Annotated in this window: 15 protein-coding genes; 6 read left to right on the top strand and 9 right to left on the bottom strand. The window is 49.4% G+C overall.

The window, feature by feature from the left end; translation table 11 throughout:
• Nucleotides 1-4 precede the first annotated feature (4 nt).
• Together Tanf_RS03975 and Tanf_RS03970 are read right to left on the bottom strand one after the other, a co-directional pair.
• Nucleotides 5-1,129: a FecR family protein gene (locus Tanf_RS03975; RefSeq protein WP_046824977.1), complete on the bottom strand. Its 1,125-nt coding sequence runs from the start codon at nucleotides 1,127-1,129 to the stop codon at nucleotides 5-7.
• A gap of 169 nt (nucleotides 1,130-1,298) precedes the next feature.
• Nucleotides 1,299-1,889 carry an RNA polymerase sigma-70 factor gene (locus Tanf_RS03970; RefSeq protein WP_046824976.1) on the bottom strand — a complete coding sequence of 197 codons (591 nt, stop codon included), beginning with the start codon at nucleotides 1,887-1,889 and terminating at the stop codon, nucleotides 1,299-1,301.
• 131 nt (nucleotides 1,890-2,020) lie between these two features.
• Here Tanf_RS03970 and Tanf_RS03965 point away from each other — a divergent pair, with 131 nt between their 5' ends.
• From Tanf_RS03965 to Tanf_RS03955, 3 genes are read left to right on the top strand one after another with little or no spacing between them, the layout of a single operon-like run.
• Nucleotides 2,021-2,254, top strand: a complete 234-nt coding sequence (locus tag Tanf_RS03965) for a DUF4492 domain-containing protein (protein ID WP_041590785.1) — start codon at nucleotides 2,021-2,023, stop codon at nucleotides 2,252-2,254.
• A gap of 22 nt (nucleotides 2,255-2,276) precedes the next feature.
• Nucleotides 2,277-3,827, top strand: coding sequence for a cytochrome ubiquinol oxidase subunit I (locus Tanf_RS03960; protein ID WP_046824975.1), 1,551 nt, complete (start codon nucleotides 2,277-2,279; stop codon nucleotides 3,825-3,827).
• A gap of 26 nt (nucleotides 3,828-3,853) precedes the next feature.
• Nucleotides 3,854-5,008, top strand: coding sequence for a cytochrome d ubiquinol oxidase subunit II (locus Tanf_RS03955; protein WP_046824974.1), 1,155 nt, complete (start codon nucleotides 3,854-3,856; stop codon nucleotides 5,006-5,008).
• A gap of 351 nt (nucleotides 5,009-5,359) precedes the next feature.
• Here the strand turns inward: Tanf_RS03955 and Tanf_RS14730 are convergent, their stop codons facing one another.
• Together Tanf_RS14730 and Tanf_RS03950 are read right to left on the bottom strand one after the other, a co-directional pair.
• Nucleotides 5,360-5,599, bottom strand: a complete 240-nt coding sequence (locus Tanf_RS14730) for a hypothetical protein (RefSeq protein ID WP_140230696.1) — start codon at nucleotides 5,597-5,599, stop codon at nucleotides 5,360-5,362.
• A gap of 16 nt (nucleotides 5,600-5,615) precedes the next feature.
• Nucleotides 5,616-6,260: a Crp/Fnr family transcriptional regulator gene (locus Tanf_RS03950; protein WP_046824973.1), complete on the bottom strand. Its 645-nt coding sequence runs from the start codon at nucleotides 6,258-6,260 to the stop codon at nucleotides 5,616-5,618.
• Between the two features lie 189 nt (nucleotides 6,261-6,449).
• On the opposite strand from Tanf_RS03950, the gene Tanf_RS03940 reads away from it, so the two are divergent.
• The gene (locus Tanf_RS03940; RefSeq protein WP_046824971.1) at nucleotides 6,450-8,540 is read left to right on the top strand and encodes a KamA family radical SAM protein; all 2,091 of its coding nucleotides are present in this window, start codon (nucleotides 6,450-6,452) and stop codon (nucleotides 8,538-8,540) included.
• 135 nt (nucleotides 8,541-8,675) lie between these two features.
• Here the strand turns inward: Tanf_RS03940 and rpsO are convergent, their stop codons facing one another.
• Nucleotides 8,676-8,945 carry a 30S ribosomal protein S15 gene (gene rpsO, locus Tanf_RS03935; protein WP_014225122.1) on the bottom strand — a complete coding sequence of 90 codons (270 nt, stop codon included), beginning with the start codon at nucleotides 8,943-8,945 and terminating at the stop codon, nucleotides 8,676-8,678.
• 149 nt (nucleotides 8,946-9,094) lie between these two features.
• Between rpsO and typA the strand changes: the two genes are divergently transcribed.
• Together typA and hcp are read left to right on the top strand one after the other, a co-directional pair.
• The gene (typA, locus tag Tanf_RS03930; RefSeq protein ID WP_014225121.1) at nucleotides 9,095-10,903 is read left to right on the top strand and encodes a translational GTPase TypA; all 1,809 of its coding nucleotides are present in this window, start codon (nucleotides 9,095-9,097) and stop codon (nucleotides 10,901-10,903) included.
• Between the two features lie 254 nt (nucleotides 10,904-11,157).
• Nucleotides 11,158-12,804, top strand: a complete 1,647-nt coding sequence (gene hcp, locus Tanf_RS03925; protein ID WP_014225119.1) for a hydroxylamine reductase — start codon at nucleotides 11,158-11,160, stop codon at nucleotides 12,802-12,804.
• Nucleotides 12,805-12,909: 105 nt separating this feature from the next.
• Here the strand turns inward: hcp and Tanf_RS03920 are convergent, their stop codons facing one another.
• The 4 genes from Tanf_RS03920 to Tanf_RS03905 form a co-directional block, all read right to left on the bottom strand.
• The gene (locus tag Tanf_RS03920) at nucleotides 12,910-13,767 is read right to left on the bottom strand and encodes an enoyl-ACP reductase FabI (RefSeq protein ID WP_014225118.1); all 858 of its coding nucleotides are present in this window, start codon (nucleotides 13,765-13,767) and stop codon (nucleotides 12,910-12,912) included.
• A gap of 248 nt (nucleotides 13,768-14,015) precedes the next feature.
• Complete coding sequence (rpsA, locus tag Tanf_RS03915; protein ID WP_014225116.1) at nucleotides 14,016-15,821, bottom strand: 30S ribosomal protein S1; 1,806 nt, start codon at nucleotides 15,819-15,821, stop codon at nucleotides 14,016-14,018.
• Between the two features lie 150 nt (nucleotides 15,822-15,971).
• Nucleotides 15,972-16,346 (bottom strand): hypothetical protein, encoded by a 375-nt coding sequence (locus tag Tanf_RS03910; RefSeq protein ID WP_014225115.1) that lies wholly within the window; start codon nucleotides 16,344-16,346, stop codon nucleotides 15,972-15,974.
• 10 nt (nucleotides 16,347-16,356) lie between these two features.
• Nucleotides 16,357-16,902 carry an RNA polymerase sigma factor gene (locus Tanf_RS03905; RefSeq protein WP_041590783.1) on the bottom strand — a complete coding sequence of 182 codons (546 nt, stop codon included), beginning with the start codon at nucleotides 16,900-16,902 and terminating at the stop codon, nucleotides 16,357-16,359.
• Between the last annotated feature and the right edge of the window lie 30 nt (nucleotides 16,903-16,932).

Below are 16,932 nucleotides of genomic sequence, written 5' to 3'. Positions count from 1 at the left end.
AGGATTAATGATTATGTTTGATTTTATAAAACGCTTTTTCGTCAATCAACTTCTCCGGAGCAACCGTTTCCATGAGCATTCTGACCGTTTCTTCTGCCGAGTTTCTGAGATTAAGTTGCCCCGAAACCTGATAATTGAGATATTGACGATCCATCAGTTCGATCCGTATGTCGTATGTTTTCTCCAACTTGCGTATCGCTTTATACAACTTCTCTTTTTTGAATTGAAGTCTGTTCTCGATCCATGATGTATAGCAAGTTGCATCAACAGTCCGGACCTCCTCGATCTTCGTTTGATCCGAAAAGGTGTAATATTGATCCGGTCTCAATAGCTCATCCGTTGCATCCCCTTTTATCATCACCGAGCCGTTGACCAGCATCGTCTCAAACGTTTGAAACTCCCTGTCGACGGATACATTAAATTTCGTGCCTAAGACCTCTACCGAACGATACAACGTTTTGACAACAAACGCTCGGCTTTCATCCTTGGAAACATCAAAATAAGCTTCGCCATCAAGATAAACTTCCCTTCGGCGGGTCGTAAAACAGGATGGATAGATAAGCGTAGAACCGGAATTTAAATAGATCATTGTGCCGTCGGAAAGCAGAAGTTCTGCACGCTTTCCGTAAGGTACATATAAGACATTCGGTTCTCGCCTTTCCCGATCAATGACTTCGATCGTATCATTAATGACCGTTTGCCGATGATTATGCAAGATTTTCACAATCGATTCGGCGCATCGTATCTCCTCTTTTCCTCCGATTTTCAATATGATCTTATCGCCGCACGAAAATTGTCTTACGGCCGCCTCATAATCAAAGTTCTTCTCCCATGTATTCCATACGGCAATCCCCGCAGCAATCACAACAATCACACATGCCGCCGCTGCATAATACAGGGATAGTGGCATTTTCTTCTTATCTTTTTTCCGTATGCGTCCCACAATCTTTTTTACCGCCCTGTCATTTGTTTCATGCGGAGCGTCGATCAGGGTTGCCGCCCATAAAGTTTGCAACTCGGCAAAATGTGATCGGTTTGCTTCAGACTGTTCCATCCAGCTCAAAACCTGACGTGCTTCTTCAATCGTCACGTCCTGTTCAATGAATTTTATCAATAACAGATCATCCATATTTTAAAGTATCCATATTCATAATAAAGAACAACAAATCCTTCATCACACCCTAAAATATAGCTGTTAAATGTGAATAATGAATGAACGTTCTTCTCGAATCCAGGCTTTATGCTGGCAACGCGACAGATAATTTTTCCATTCCTACGGAAACGCTGTGGAACTCCGGTTAACGCCAATAAGAAGAAAACAGGAAAAAGAATAAGAAGAAATATTCTTTCGGCAGATTTTTTCTCAGATGTTGCAAAGCCTTCGTGATATGGAATTCTATTGTCTTCACAGACAAGCCATATTTATCCGCGATCTCCTTATTTTTTATGCCCTGGATACGACTCATCTCAAAAATCGCACGTGTTTTTTCCGGCAACGATTCCATCGCCTTGCTTATTATAAGTCGCAAATCCTCCTCTTCCAAAAGTCCGGAGGCATCATCCTCTAATGTATACAAATGAGCTTTCATGTACATCGCTCCGATATCCATCTCGTCGATCGATACAAACTTATGCCGGAAGGACCTCAAATAATTTATACATTTATTTCGGAGAATAACCGTCAGATAAGGAATTAATCGAGTATTTTCATCCAGAGAATGACGGTTTATCCATAACGACAGAAAGGTGTCAGACACGATCTCTTCGGATACTGCACGGTTTTGTGTGTATATCATGGCAAATCGGTTCAATCGGCCTTCGCAAGACTGAACGATTTGTCTGAAAACATGCTCATTTCCTTCTTTCAGAAGTCTGAGATCAACATCCATGCGTATAACATTTATCTTATTAGAGGGTTATGTTCCTTTGTGCAAATTTATAAAAAAGATGCGGGTGTTGCATGTTTCCAAAAAAGAAATTACATTTGCATAAGCATTAATTTTGTAATCAATACAATGTCATGAACTATCGCAATCTGTCGATGCGTATCTTCCGATTCTATGTTGAGGGCTTCAGGTCAATGACTTGGGGAAGGACGCTTTGGATATTGATTTTGATTAAACTGTTCGTCATGTTCGTGATCCTGAAAATTTTCTTTTTCCCACGATACCTGAACCGGTTCGACACGGCGGCAGAAAAAGAGCATTATGTCTCGGAAGAACTCGTTGAGAGAGCGTTAAATCCATCAAATTAATAAATGACTAAAATAAAACACGATGATTGAAAATTTAAATTCTTCTTTGGTTGATTGGTCGCGGGCGCAGTTTGCCTTGACAGCCATCTATCACTGGCTATTCGTTCCGCTCACCCTCGGGCTGGGAATTGTGATGGCCGTGACGGAAACGATCTACTACCGTACCGGAAAAGAGTTTTGGAAAGAAACAGCCAAATTCTGGATGAAACTCTTCGGTATCAATTTTGCGATTGGAGTGGCTACCGGTCTGATCCTGGAATTTGAGTTCGGCACGAACTGGTCGAACTACAGTTGGTTCGTAGGCGATATCTTCGGCGCTCCGTTGGCAATCGAAGGTATTCTGGCATTCTTTATGGAAGCCACGTTTATCGCCGTCATGTTCTTTGGCTGGAACAAGGTCAGCAGAGGTGCACATCTGGCTTCTACCTGGCTGACGATTACGGGTGCAACCCTTTCGGCCTTCTGGATTCTGGTAGCCAACGCGTGGATGCAATATCCGATCGGCATGCAGTTTAATCCGGACACGGTGCGGAACGAGATGTTCGACTTTTGGGCGGTTGCTTTCTCGCCGGTAGCGATCAATAAGTTCCTCCACGCCGTACTCTCCGCCTGGGTGCTTGGCGCGGTGTTCGTTGTGGGTGTCAGCTCGTGGTTCCTGCTGCGGAATCGTCAGCGGCAATTTGCGACGGAAAGCATAAAGATCGGTGCGATATTCGGTCTCGTATCATCCGTATTGCTGATGTGGACGGGCGATGGTTCGGCTTACTGCGTCGGACAATATCAACCGATGAAGCTGGCTGCGATGGAGGGTTTGTATAAAGGCTCGAACGGAGTAGAGCTGGTGGCTGTCGGGGTCTTAAACCCTTCGAAGAAAGCGTACAACGATAACGAGGACCCGTTCATCGGAAAGATCGGCATCCCCAAGCTGTTGTCGTTGCTGACGGAACGCGATCCCAACGCGTTTGTACCCGGTATCGGCGACCTTATCGACGGCGGTTATCCTTCGGGTGATGGTGTGACGATATCGGCACAGGAGAAGATGGCGCGCGGGAGACTGGCAATTCAGGCAATGGCCGATTATCGGAAGGCCGTCAAGGCCGGTGACGAGGCGTCGATGCAGACGAGCCGTTCTACTTTGGAAGAAAACTTCCGCTATTTCGGCTACGGTTACATCAAAGACCCGGCCGAACTGATCCCGCCGGTGGCGCTGACGTTTTACTCGTTCCGCGTGATGGTCGGATTAGGACTTTTCTTTATGTTGATTTTCGTACTGGTGCTGGTATTCGGACGGAAAGAACAAATCACGAAACATCGCTGGCTGCAAAAGGTTTCTCTTTGGTCTATCCCGTTGGCTTACATTGCCAGTCAGGCGGGATGGATCGTAGCCGAAGTAGGGCGGCAGCCATGGGTGATCCAGGACCTGATGCCGACGGGAGCAGCCGTATCGAAACTGTCAACCGGTTCGGTGCAGTTGACGTTCTTCCTGTTCCTCGTACTATTCACGATCTTGCTTATTGCCGAGATCGGCATCATGACGAAGGCCATCAAGAAAGGCCCTGAAATTTCCGAATAATGACAACCAATTAAAAACGAAACACTATGAATCAAATAAGTTATCAGTTTCTTCAAGAATATTGGTGGTTTCTGGTCTCGTTGCTGGGAGCGCTGCTGGTATTTTTGATGTTTGTGCAGGGCGGTCAATCGCTGCTGTTTACGATAGGAAAGACGGAAAGACAGCAGAAATTGCTGATCAACTCGATCGGTCGCAAGTGGGAGTTTACATTCACGACGCTGGTCACCTTCGGAGGGGCTTTCTTTGCGTCGTTTCCCCTGTTTTATTCGACGAGCTTCGGAGGCGCCTACTGGGTGTGGACACTGATTCTGCTTTGCTTTGTGCTGCAAGCCGTCTCGTACGAATTTCAGGCTAAAAAAGGTAACCTCTTAGGGGAAAAAACCTACCGGATTTTTCTGATCATTAACGGAGTGCTTGGGCCGCTGCTGCTCGGCACGGCGGTCGGCACGTTTTTTACGGGCGCCGAGTTCGTGATCGATAAGACACAGCTCACCGAGGTAAGCATGCCGGTGATTTCGCGTTGGGCCACGCCGTGGCATGGTCTGGAGGCCGTGACGGTAGTCTGGAATCTGTGCCTCGGAGCAGCCGTATTCTTTTTGGCGAGGGTATTGGCCATCCTTTATTTCGTAAATAACATCGAAGACGACGAGGTGGATAAGCACTGCCGTAAGCGTCTGCCGATCGAAGCAGGCGGATTTCTCGTTTTCTTCCTCCTGTTCGTCGGTCGTCTGATGACGATGGAAGGGTATGCGGTACAGCCGGAGACGGAAGCAATCTTCATGCAACCGTACAAATATCTGAACAATCTGCTGGAGATGCCGGTCGTACTGGTACTTTTCCTCGCAGGAGTCGTACTGGTGCTCTACGGTATCATCGACACGATGCTCTCGAAATATCACGTCAAAGGGATCTGGTTCGCCGGGACAGGGACGGTACTGACAGTGCTGGCGTTGTTGCTTTGTGCAGGTTGGAATCATACGGCGTACTATCCGTCGACGGTCGATCTGCAAAGCTCCTTAACGATTCAAAACAGTTCGTCGAGCCATTTTACCCTTCAGACGATGATGTACGTTTCGTTCCTGATTCCGTTCGTGCTGGCGTATATCTTCTATGCATGGCGGGCGTTGGATTTGCATAAGATCAACGATCAGGAGATACGCGAGGGAGAACATACATATTAAATGTATAGTTGTCTGTTGTTAATTGTCATGCCGGGTACATGATTCGTGTACCTGGCAAATAACCATCAATAACCAACAATTGGAAAACAGCCCTGAAAGGGCGTGTTAATTCAGCCCAATGCGTAGCGAAGCAAAGCGTTGGGAAAAAGGATGCACCCCCGATAAGAGGGCTGCAAGCCTGAATTAATCAGCGTTCGTCATTCGTAACTTATAATTCGTAATTCTCCTACCCTGTCATTCAGAGTGTCAGCGATGAATCTTTTTCTGTCACTTTGGGCTTGACCCAAAAGTGACCCAAAGGTCAAGGCTTCGTGCGCTTCACACGCCTTCGCGACGCTTACAGGTCGAAAATCAGGTAACTCGCTTTGCTTCGGACAGCCTGATTTTCTTTCGTCCTGCTCGCTGCTCCGTCGGCTCACCGCCCGAGGCCCATGGACGAACGCCGAAGCGTTCGAGGCAAGATTCGTCACTACGTTCGGAATGACAGGAGGAGGCGTTCGTCATTCGTAATTTGTCATTCGTAATTTTTACGGTGGTTAGCCGTCTCAGCTCTTCGGAAGTTGGGAGAAGTGCGGAGGGGAGTGTCAACACGGCACGCCCTTTCTTTTTATGAATCGGATTTCGGAAGCGAGCGTTTCAGCAGGGTGATTTTTCCGTGTTCGAGTTTAACGATTCCTTCGTGACACAGTTCCTGCAACACGCGGTTGAGTGAAGGACGCGCCACGCCTAACCGATCGGCGATTTCCTGCTGTTTTCCGTAGTGCTCTCGCGTGTGAAGATATTGCAACAATTGTTCGCGAAGCGATTTCAGGGCGAAGCTATGGAGTCGTCCGGTCAGTACGGCACACTTGTCCGAAATTTCGCGCAAGAAATTTTCCATCATACGCAAGTCGGCATGCAGCATCTTGAGCAGCGTGTCCTTGTTCAGCACAAGCACTTCGCAGGGCGACGTGGTTTCAATATTGACAGGGAAGACGTTGTGCGTAGCCAACAGAAAAGCAGGCGCAAGCACCGACCAGTCCGTAAATTGCTCGACAATAATCTGACGCCCTTCGTGATTAATCATCAAAGCATTGATATGGCCGTGGCAGAGAATAAACAACGAACGACACATCTCGCCTTGCATCGCCAGAAAAGACTGTTCGGGATACGAGCGGAGCGCATAGCCGTAGCGGTCGAACAAGTCCTGGACCGTCTCCGGCTTCACACCCTGAAACAATGTGCAATGTGCTGTTAATTCTTGAATAAGCATACGGCAAAGATACTGTTTTTTTCATTGTCTGCTCTGCCGAATATTGGGAAATATGCGTCCGTACCCGGCAAACAAAAAATCGGGGGAGAGGGAAACTTGCATCCCAACGCCTGATACCGATCAAAAATTTTGCTTATCCGCGTCCGTTTCGTTATATTTGCAAACATAACACTCCAAAACACGACGCAGATGAAACACAAATACTGCCTTTCCCCTCACCAGGATATACGAAGTCGATTCGAGCACGATCTTCCGCACATTGTTGCACTCGCTTCGTCGAGCCGCGACGAGACCGAGTTCAAACAGCGGCTGAACAAACTGCTACTCTCCGGAAACTTCCATCCCGATGGCGTGCGAAATATCGCGCGATTAATCGCATACGACGGCAAAACCATTTTCGAACTCTCGACCGAGTCCGAGATCAAGCTAAAGACTCTCTCGCTCCTCCGGCAATTCCTGGCCGGACGGCTGCATGACGATCACGACGTCTCCGTCGACTTCCTGACCGATCTCTATCACCAGTTCATGCGACTCCATGCACCGGAGCGCTCCACCCCGTCGCCGACTCAAGTATTGCAATGGATGAAACGCTGGCCGAGCGGGCTGAGCAAAGACGTACGCACCATACGACGTGAAAACAAAGAACGAATTATTGAACAGCTTATCCACCGTATCGAACGACGGCACTCCACATCAAACCGTTACGTCTTTCCCGAAGGATGCAGTGAGAAAGAAAAACGGTGTCTCATGAGCACATGGTGGGACGACCATCGTTTTCACCTCACGTTTGCCGTAAAGAACGCCGACGAACTGAACCGGATGCTGGGACATACGCTGTCCGAAGAAACGATGCAGACCTACCGCAAGGCGCGGGAGAAAGGTATTCCGGTCTTCGTGACGCCCTATTACCTGTCGTTGCTGAATCCCACCGGGCGGGGCTATGACGATCAGACGCTGCGCAGCTATGTGCTGTACTCGCCCGAGCTTGTCGATACATACGGTAAGATACGCGCTTGGGAGAAAGAAGACGTAATCGAGGTCGGCAAACCGAATGCCGCAGGATGGTTACTCCCCGACGGACACAACATCCACCGCCGCTACCCTGAAGTAGCTATCCTCATCCCCGACTCCATGGGACGCGCATGTGGCGGACTGTGCGCATCGTGTCAGCGCATGTACGACTTCCAAAGCGAACGTCTGAATTTCAACTTCGAAGACCTCAAGCCCAAAGAAAGCTGGGAGATACGATTACGTAAACTAATGAAATACTTCGAAGAAGATACGCAACTGAGAGATATCCTCATCACCGGAGGCGATGCGCTGATGAGCCAGAACAAAACGCTGCGCCATATCCTCGATGCCGTCTACAAAATGGCGATAAACAAACGAAATGCGAACCTGAAACGCCCCAACGGCGAGAAATATGCCGAGATGCAGCGTGTACGGCTCGGCTCGCGCCTGCCGGTCTACTTGCCCATGCGGATCAATGACGAGCTGCTGACCATTCTGCGCGAATTCAAAGCCAAAGCATCGGCCGTAGGGATCAAACAGTTTGTCATCCAAACCCATTTTCAGTCACCGCTCGAAGTGACCCCCGAAGCGCGCGAAGCCCTCCGCCGCATCCTCTCGACCGGATGGAGCATTACGAATCAACTCGTTTACAACGTGGCTGCCTCGCGTCGCGGACACACAGCCAAACTGCGCAAGACCCTCAATGCGCTCGGCGTGCTTTGCTATTACACCTTCTCCGTGAAAGGGTTTGAAGAGAACTATGCTGTATTTGCACCTAACAGCCGCTCGATGCAGGAACAGCAGGAAGAGAAAGCGCTCGGCAAGCTTGACCGCAAAACCGAAGCCGAATTTCTCTCGCTCCTCCACAACAGCAACGACCGCGGTGATGCTATCCGGCACTTCTGCGAAGCGAGGGACCTCCCTTTTGTGGCAACCGACCGAAACGTACTCAACCTCCCCGGAATCGGCAAAAGCATGACCTTCACACTGGCAGGCATCACCCCCGACGGCAAACGAGTGCTGGAGTTTGATCACGATCATACGCGCAGACATAGCCCCATGATCGGACGCATCGGCAAGGTCTTTATTCGTGAGAACAAATCCATCCTGCAGTATATGCTCCAACTTCACAAAATGGGCGAGAAGCCGGAACATTACGCCGACATCTGGTATTTTACCGAAGGCAAGACGGAATCTCGCTTCCCCCTCTACGATTATCCGAAAAGCGACCTCCGGACCACCCCGGAATACAGCCATTGCGTTCTCTGACCAACCGAGTTTTTCACTTTCCCATAACCATTGACCATTAAAAATTAACAATCAGCTCAAAGCAAATTATACCGAAAAAGCAACTGCCCGCAAAAGGACAGTTGCTTTTTTATACGTGGTGTTCGGATGTCCGGATTACTTCCGGATGCCGAGTTCTTTGATGATGGCACGATAACGTTCGATATCGATCTTCATCAGGTAGTCGAGCAGACGACGACGCTTCCCTACGAGCATCTTCAATGCGCGCGAAGTGTTGAAGTCTTTCTTGTTCTTCTTCATGTGCTCCGTCAGATGACTGATGCGGTACGTGAACAACGCGATCTGACTTTCCGCCGATCCGGTGTCGGCTTTCGATTTTCCGTATTTCCCGAAAATCTCTTCTTTTTTTGCTGAATCTAAATACATGTTCTACTTTGAATAAATTAATACCATTTTATTTAAGCGGCTACAAAGATAGGGCTTTTATTCGGACAGACAAACGTTTCCGACCTCTTTTTTTTTCGCGTCGCTGAATTTTTATGCTTACTTTTGCCCCCGAAAGTAACAGGTTATCTATGCAAAAAATTAGAAATATCGCTATTATTGCCCATGTGGATCATGGCAAGACGACGCTGGTTGACAAGATGCTGCTGGCCGGTAAGCTTTTCCGCGAAGGACAGGCCGAACCGGATCAGTTTTTAGACAGTAACGATCTGGAACGCGAACGGGGGATTACGATTCTCGCCAAAAACGTTTCCATTAACTATAAGGATTACAAGATCAATATCATCGATACGCCCGGGCATGCCGACTTCGGCGGCGAAGTGGAGCGGGTGCTCAATATGGCCGACGGCTGCCTGCTGCTTGTCGATGCGTTCGAGGGACCGATGCCGCAGACGCGCTTCGTCCTGCAAAAAGCTATTCAGATCGGACTGAAGCCGATCGTGGTCATCAACAAGGTCGATAAACCCAACTGTCGTCCGTCGGAGGTACAGGAGATGGTCTTCGATCTGATGTTCAGCCTCGACGCCACAGAAGAACAGCTCGACTTCCCGACCCTCTTCGGTTCGGCCAAGCAGGGATGGATGTCGGACGACTGGCAGCAACCGACAGAAGATATTTATCCGTTGCTCGATGCCATCATTCAATATATTCCCGAGCCGGAAACCCTTCGTGGAGCATCGCAAATGTTGATCACTTCGCTCGATTACTCCAAATACGTGGGACGAATCGCCGTGGGGCGCGTCCATCGCGGTGAGCTTCTTGAAGGACAGGATATCATGCTCTGCAAGCGTGACGGTTCGTTCGTGCGCTCAAAGATCAAGGAGATCGATGTGTTTGAAGGATTAGGGCGCAAAAAGGTAGAAGCCGTGCCATCCGGTGATATCTGCGCCGTGATCGGGGTGGAAGGCTTCGAGATCGGCGAGACGATTGCCGACGCCAACGAGCCGGAAGCGTTGCCGACGATCGCTATCGACGAGCCGACGATGTCGATGCTCTTCACGATCAACAACTCTCCGTTCTTCGGCAAAGATGGGAAGTTTGTTACGTCGCGCCATATTTTCGAACGCCTCACGAAGGAGTTGGACAAAAACCTCGCGCTGCGCGTAGAACCGACGGAGTCGGCCGACTCATGGAACGTGTTCGGGCGCGGGGTACTGCATCTGTCGGTGCTTATTGAGACGATGCGCCGCGAAGGCTACGAGCTGCAGGTAGGACAGCCGCAAGTGATTATCAAGGAGATCGATGGCATTAAACACGAACCGGTAGAACAGTTGACGGTGAATCTGCCCGAAGAATGCGCCAGCAAAATCATCGATGTGGTGACAAAGCGGAAAGGCGAAATGATGTCGATGGAGAGTAAGAACGAGCGTGTCTTTCTCGTCTTCACCATTCCTTCGCGCGGCATCATCGGGCTGAACAACCTCGTGCTTACTCTCTCGGCCGGCGAAGCCATCATGGCACATCGTTTCCTCGAATTTCAGCCGTGGAAAGGACCTATCGAGCGTCGCCAAAACGGCTCCATCATTGCGATGGAAACCGGCAATGCGTTTGCATACGCACTCAACAACCTGCAGTCGCGCGGACGATTTTTCATCGCACCAGGCGAAGAGGTGTATGCCGGACAAGTAGTCGGCGAACATACGAAAGAAGGCGATCTGGTCGTGAACGTCACCAAATCGAAAAAACTGACAAACATGCGTGCTTCCGGCTCGGACGAGAAGGTGGGGCTGGCCCCCCCAACCGTCTTCAGCCTTGAAGATGCGCTCGAATACATCAAGGCCGATGAATACGTGGAGGTGACCCCTCACTTTATGCGCATGCGCAAAATCCTCCTTGACGAAAACGAACGCAAGCGGCAGCAAAAAGCGGTGGCAGAATAAACCAAACATGTCGGGGCAAAAAACGAATATCGCGTGGGGTGCGCGGAGATGTTCGATCGCCGTTGAAGAGATTTGTGAAGCTCGCGAAGACTTTCGGATACTTGACGAACGTCTGCGCAAGACGTATGGGCATTTCTCTCACAAAAAACAATAAAAAAACAGCTCTGTCACATAAGTGACATTTGAAGAACAGACCTATCCGGATATTTGCATCATGAAATTTATTGATGTTACATGTAAAAAAATTGAAGGATATGGATGCTAAGATGTTTTGTTTCCAGTGTCAGGAAACGGCTAAGGGGACCGGTTGCACGGTTCAGGGTGTTTGTGGTAAGAAGAGCGATCTCTCTGCCATGATGGATATGTTGCTGTTTGCCGTTCGCGGCATCGGGGTGTTAACTACCGGCCTCCGCCGGGCCGGAAAGGAAACAGAACGTGAAGTCGACCATCTGGTGGTCGACGCGTTGTTTTCGACGATCACGAATGCGAATTTCGACAAGGCGAGCATCCGTGCTCGGGTAGAACGTGCTTTCGCGCTGCGGGACAAACTGAAACAACAGGTTGCCGAGGCGGGACTGCCTCCGTACGATGCCGAAGAGGTGGTATGGGCTCCCGTAGTCGATGAGTATGAAGAGAAAGGATTTGTCGAAGGAGTCTTGCGCGAGACGAATGCCGACGTGCGTTCGCTTAAAGAACTCGTGATTTACGGTCTTAAAGGAATGGCTGCCTATGCCGAGCATGCCATGCGTCTGGGATATGAAGACGACGAGATTTATGCGTTTATGGAACGTGCGCTGAGCGACATAACCATTGGTGAACTCAACGGCGAACAGCTTACGGCCCTCGTGCTTGAGACGGGGTCGGTGGGGGTCAAGACGATGGCCTTGCTCGATCAGGCCAATACCTCGACATATGGCAACCCGGAAATGACGGAAGTAAACATCGGTGTGGGCAACCGTCCCGGCATCCTGATCAGCGGACACGACCTGCACGATATGGAAGCGTTGCTCAAACAGACCGAAGGTACAGGCGTCGACGTCTATACGCACAGCGAAATGTTACCCGCGCACTATTATCCGGCATTCAAGAAGTACAAACACTTCGTAGGCAATTACGGCAACGCATGGTGGAAACAACGCGAGGAGTTCGAGACCTTCAAGGGGCCGATTCTTTTCACCACCAACTGCATTGTGCCACCCTTGCCTAAAAACACGTACGTAAGCCGTATGTTTACGACCAACTCGTCCGGCTATCCGGGCTGTAAACACATCCACACAGGACCCGGCGGAGAAAAAGATTTCAGCGAAATCATCGAGATCGCCAAGCAATGCGAACCGCCTGTTCAGATCGAGAGCGGAACGATTATTGGCGGCTTCGCACACCGTCAGGTGCTGCAACTGGCCGACCGGATTGTCGAAGCCATCAAGTCAGGCGCATTACGCAAATTTGTGGTTATGAGTGGATGTGACGGACGTTTCCCTCACCGTACATATTATACGGATTATGCGAAAGGTCTGCCCAAAGATACGGTTATCCTCACCTCCGGATGTGCAAAGTACCGGTATAACAAGTTGAATCTGGGAGACATCAACGGTATTCCCCGCGTACTCGATGCCGGACAGTGTAACGACAGTTATACATGGGCCGTTGTGGCACTGAAACTGAAAGAAGTGTTCGAACTGAACGATATCAATGACCTTCCGATCGTGTTCAATATCGCGTGGTACGAGCAGAAAGCCGTTATCGTATTGCTCGCCTTACTCAGTCTCGGGGTGAAAAATATTCATATCGGCCCCACACTGCCGGCTTTCCTCTCGCCCGGTGTAACGCAAGTGCTCGTCCATACGTTTGGCCTTGCCGGTATCACCACCGTCGAGGAAGATTTGAAGCTCTGCATCTGAGAAGAAAGTAGAGAACACAATAGCAAGAAAGCCGTCTCTTCCTTTCGGTCGAGACGGCTTTCTCATGCTTTTTCCGGACATGACCGTCCGAATACGCCGCATGCGTTATCCGTAAACGATTTTTCCGCTCTCATCGGTATACTCTTCGAGCCCCTTGCTGTACTGATTCATGGCGCGCAGGCTCATACCCATGCTTGAGAATCCGCCATCGTGATAGAGGTTTTGCATCGTCACCTTACGGGTCAGGTCGGAGAACAATGTGATACAGTAGTTCGCACAGTCGTCGGCCGTCGCATTGCCGAGCGGACTCATCTTGTTGGCAAAGTCCATCAAGTGATCCATGCCTTTGATACCGCTCCCGGCCGTCGTCAACGTGGGCGATTGCGAGATCGTATTGATCCGCACGTTCTTTTCCCGTCCGTAGATGTAACCGAAACTGCGGGCAATCGACTCGAGCAAACTCTTTGCATCAGCCATATCGTTATATCCGAAAAACGTACGCTGTGCCGCCACATAAGTAAGCGCCACGATTGATCCGTACTCGGCAATGGCCTCCTGCTTCTTGGCTACCTGCAACATTTTATGAAATGAGATGGCCGAGACGTCGAGTGTCTTCGACAACAAATCATAGTCGAGATCGTCATACGTACGTTTCTTGCGTACGTTCGGACTCATACCGATGGAATGCAACACGAAATCAATCGGACCGCCAAGAATTTTCACCGACTGTGAAAAGACCTCTTCCAAATCTTCCACACTCGTGGCGTCGGCCGGAATCGCTTCTGCCTGCAACTTGTCCGACAAAGCTTTGACTTCGCCCATACGAATCGCCACCGGCGTATTGGTCAAAGTAATCCTTGCCCCTTCTTCGACGGCACGCTCGGCCACCTTCCAGGCAATGGACATATCGTTTAATGCTCCGAAGATAATTCCTCTTTTCCCTTTTAATAAATGATGACTCATTTTCTTTCCTATTAAAATCCGAGGCAAAGATAGTGAAAGAACGCCAATGCAACAAACGGCCTCCCGTTCCGTTCCTCTCCTCCTTCCGGCACAGATACTTCAACCCGGCACCGTCGCTCGCCGAAGCCATGGACCTTAGTACTAAAAAAGAGGATGTTTTCAGACGTCGTTTATTGCCCAAAAGAGAAAAAGAAGAGACTGCCTCAAGATGGAGGCAGCCTCTTTTCAAGATAAAACCTGTGATAAGATTATTCGGCTTTCGGCTCTTCCGGGGCGGCCGCGGCCGAAGGTTTCTCGCCCAATTTTTCTTTCAAGGCCGCCAACTCTTCAATATCCCCCAGCGTAGTCTTTTCCATCACCGGACTATTCACCGTCTCGACGTTCTTTGATGCTTTTCTTTCACCCCCTCTCGAACTCTTCTGTTCGTCTTCAAAAGTACGGCTGTGCGAAAGGATGATGCGTTTCGCGTCTTTATTGAACTCGATCACCTTGAATGGCAGTTTCTCGTCTAATACGGCCAACGATCCGTCTTCCTTCGTTAAATGCTTCGGCGTAGCAAATCCTTCCACCCCGTAAGGCAATGAAACGACTGCACCTTTTTCGAGCATCTCGATGATCGTACCTTCATGTACGGAACCTACGTTAAAGAGGGTCTCAAAAACATCCCACGGATTTTCTTCCAACTGTTTGTGACCAAGACTCAGGCGACGGTTTTCTTTGTCGATCTCAAGTACCTGCACATCGATATCCGCTCCGATCTGGGTAAATTCGCTCGGGTGCTTGATCTTTTTCGTCCACGACAAGTCGGAGATATGAATCAATCCGTCTACGCCTTCTTCGATCTCCACGAATACCCCGAAGTTGGTGAAGTTACGCACTCTGGCCGTATGCTTCGAGCCTGTCGGATAGCGTTGTTCGATATGTTCCCACGGGTCTTCGCGCAGCTGCTTGATGCCAAGCGACATTTTGCGTTCTTCGCGGTCAAGTGTAAGGATCACAGCCTCTACTTCGTCGCCCACCTTCATAAAATCCTGTGCGCTGCGCAGATGTTGAGTCCAACTCATTTCCGACACGTGGATCAATCCTTCTACCCCCGTAGCCACTTCTACAAAGGCACCATAGTCAGCCATCACCACAACTTTGCCGCTCACCTTATCTCCCACCTTCAGGCTCGGATCAAGTGCATCCCACGGATGCGGAGTCAGTTGTTTCAGACCGAGCGCAATACGTTTCTTCTCATCATCAAAGTCAAGAATTACAACATTGATCTTTTCATCAAGTTGAACAATCTCTTCCGGATGCGAAACACGTCCCCACGAAAGGTCGGTAATATGGATCAGCCCGTCCACGCCGCCAAGGTCGACAAACACACCGTAAGATGTGATATTCTTGACCGTACCTTCGAGTACCTGGCCTTTTTCGAGCTTCGAGATGATTTCTTTCTTTTGCTGCTCGAGCTCGGCCTCGATCAGCGCCTTATGCGACACGACGACGTTCTTGAAATCCTGGTTAATCTTCACGATTTTGAATTCCATCGTCTTGCCGACAAATACGTCATAGTCACGGATTGGCTTCACATCGATCTGCGAGCCGGGCAGGAAAGCCTCGATACCGAAGATATCGACGATCATACCGCCCTTTGTACGGCATTTAACGTAACCTTTGATGATTTCGTCTTTTTCAAGCGCTTCGTTGACCCGCTCCCACGAACGAGCCGCACGCGCTTTCTTGTGCGACAAAATCAATTGCCCTTTTTTATCTTCCTGATTTTCAATATAAACTTCCACTTCATCGCCGATTTGCAAATCCGGGTTATATCTGAACTCGGACATCGGTACGACACCGTCCGACTTGAAACCAATGTTAACCACCACCTCACGTTTGTTCAGTGATGTCACGGTTCCGATTACGACTTCCTTGTCTCTCATGGTATTCAAGGTTTCATCGTAGGTCTTGACCAGTTCGTCTTTTTTTACCTCCGTGTTTAAATCTCCCTTTTCGTACGACTCCCAATTGAAGTTTTCGTCAGGGACAATGTTTTTTAAATTCTCCATTTTAAAGTTAATACTCCGTTTTTTTTAATTAAAAGTTCGACAATCTATTTATTACTCACTAAAAATAATCCGAAAAAGTGGGACAAAGATAATGCTTTTTTTCGAAGAGGAAGCCGTTCTCGGAAGAAAATCTTTGAATTTCAATTTTTTTCATGTGCTCTCGTGCGGGTATTTTTTGCAGTAATATCTTCGGAAAGCGGTATCGGCCATCCAAAGTGCAAAAGCTAATGCTCCGATATATGCGTAAAACAAGAAAGTAGACATCTCGGGGAGCGATATCCGCCACTGCGGCCATTGCCATGAAATGCCCAAAAAGAAAAACAGGACAGCAAGGCCGCCCAGGAGAGATATGATCAGGACACCCATCCCCAACAGGTTCAAGCGTTCTTTGCGGCGTTCGGCACGGAGCAGTGCCTCCTGCCGGATGCGTTCCATGAGGAGGGTCTGAAAGTCCGCCGGAAGCTTCTTATCCGGCAGCCGGGCAAACCAATCATTCAAACGGTCTTTTTCTATTCGTTCCATCATTCAATCCTTTCTATTTTTTTACGCGATCCATTAATTTCTTGCGGATACGGTGCATCTTCACTTTCACGTTCGACAGCGTCAGTCCCGTAATCTTCGCAATCTCCTCCATCGTTTTTTTCTGCTGGTAATAAAGCAGGATCAGCGCTCGATCACCCGGCCGAAGTTGATCCAGCGCCTGCTCAAGTCGCTGCTGACGTTCCTCATTGAAGACTTCGTCCGCCTCATCGTCCGATGTCTCTTCCGCCATACGCTCCATCCCGGAATCGTCAAACGACATCCATTCGCGCTTCGGCCGGCGTGTCGCCGAAACAGCCGTATTGTAGGCAATGCGGTAGAGCCACGTCGCAAAGCTACTGTTACGCCGGAATGAGGAGAGCGAACGAAATACTTTCAGGAACACATCCTGGGTCAGCTCTTCCGCATCTTCACGATTGCCTACGATCCGCACCAATAACGAAAAGACGGGCTGACTGTAACGTTCCAGCAGCGGAGCAAAATATTCCGCATCCCCGGCCTGAACCTTTTCAACATATTCCATGTCGCTCCACTGTTCCATACCGTTATGGACGCACATCGGGGGGACAGG

It is taken from the genome of Tannerella forsythia, from assembly GCF_001006485.1.
GTDB classification, from domain to species: domain Bacteria; phylum Bacteroidota; class Bacteroidia; order Bacteroidales; family Tannerellaceae; genus Tannerella; species Tannerella forsythia.
The sequence above is the reverse complement of the archived record's forward strand: the minus strand, read 5'-3'. Positions and strand labels throughout refer to the sequence as shown.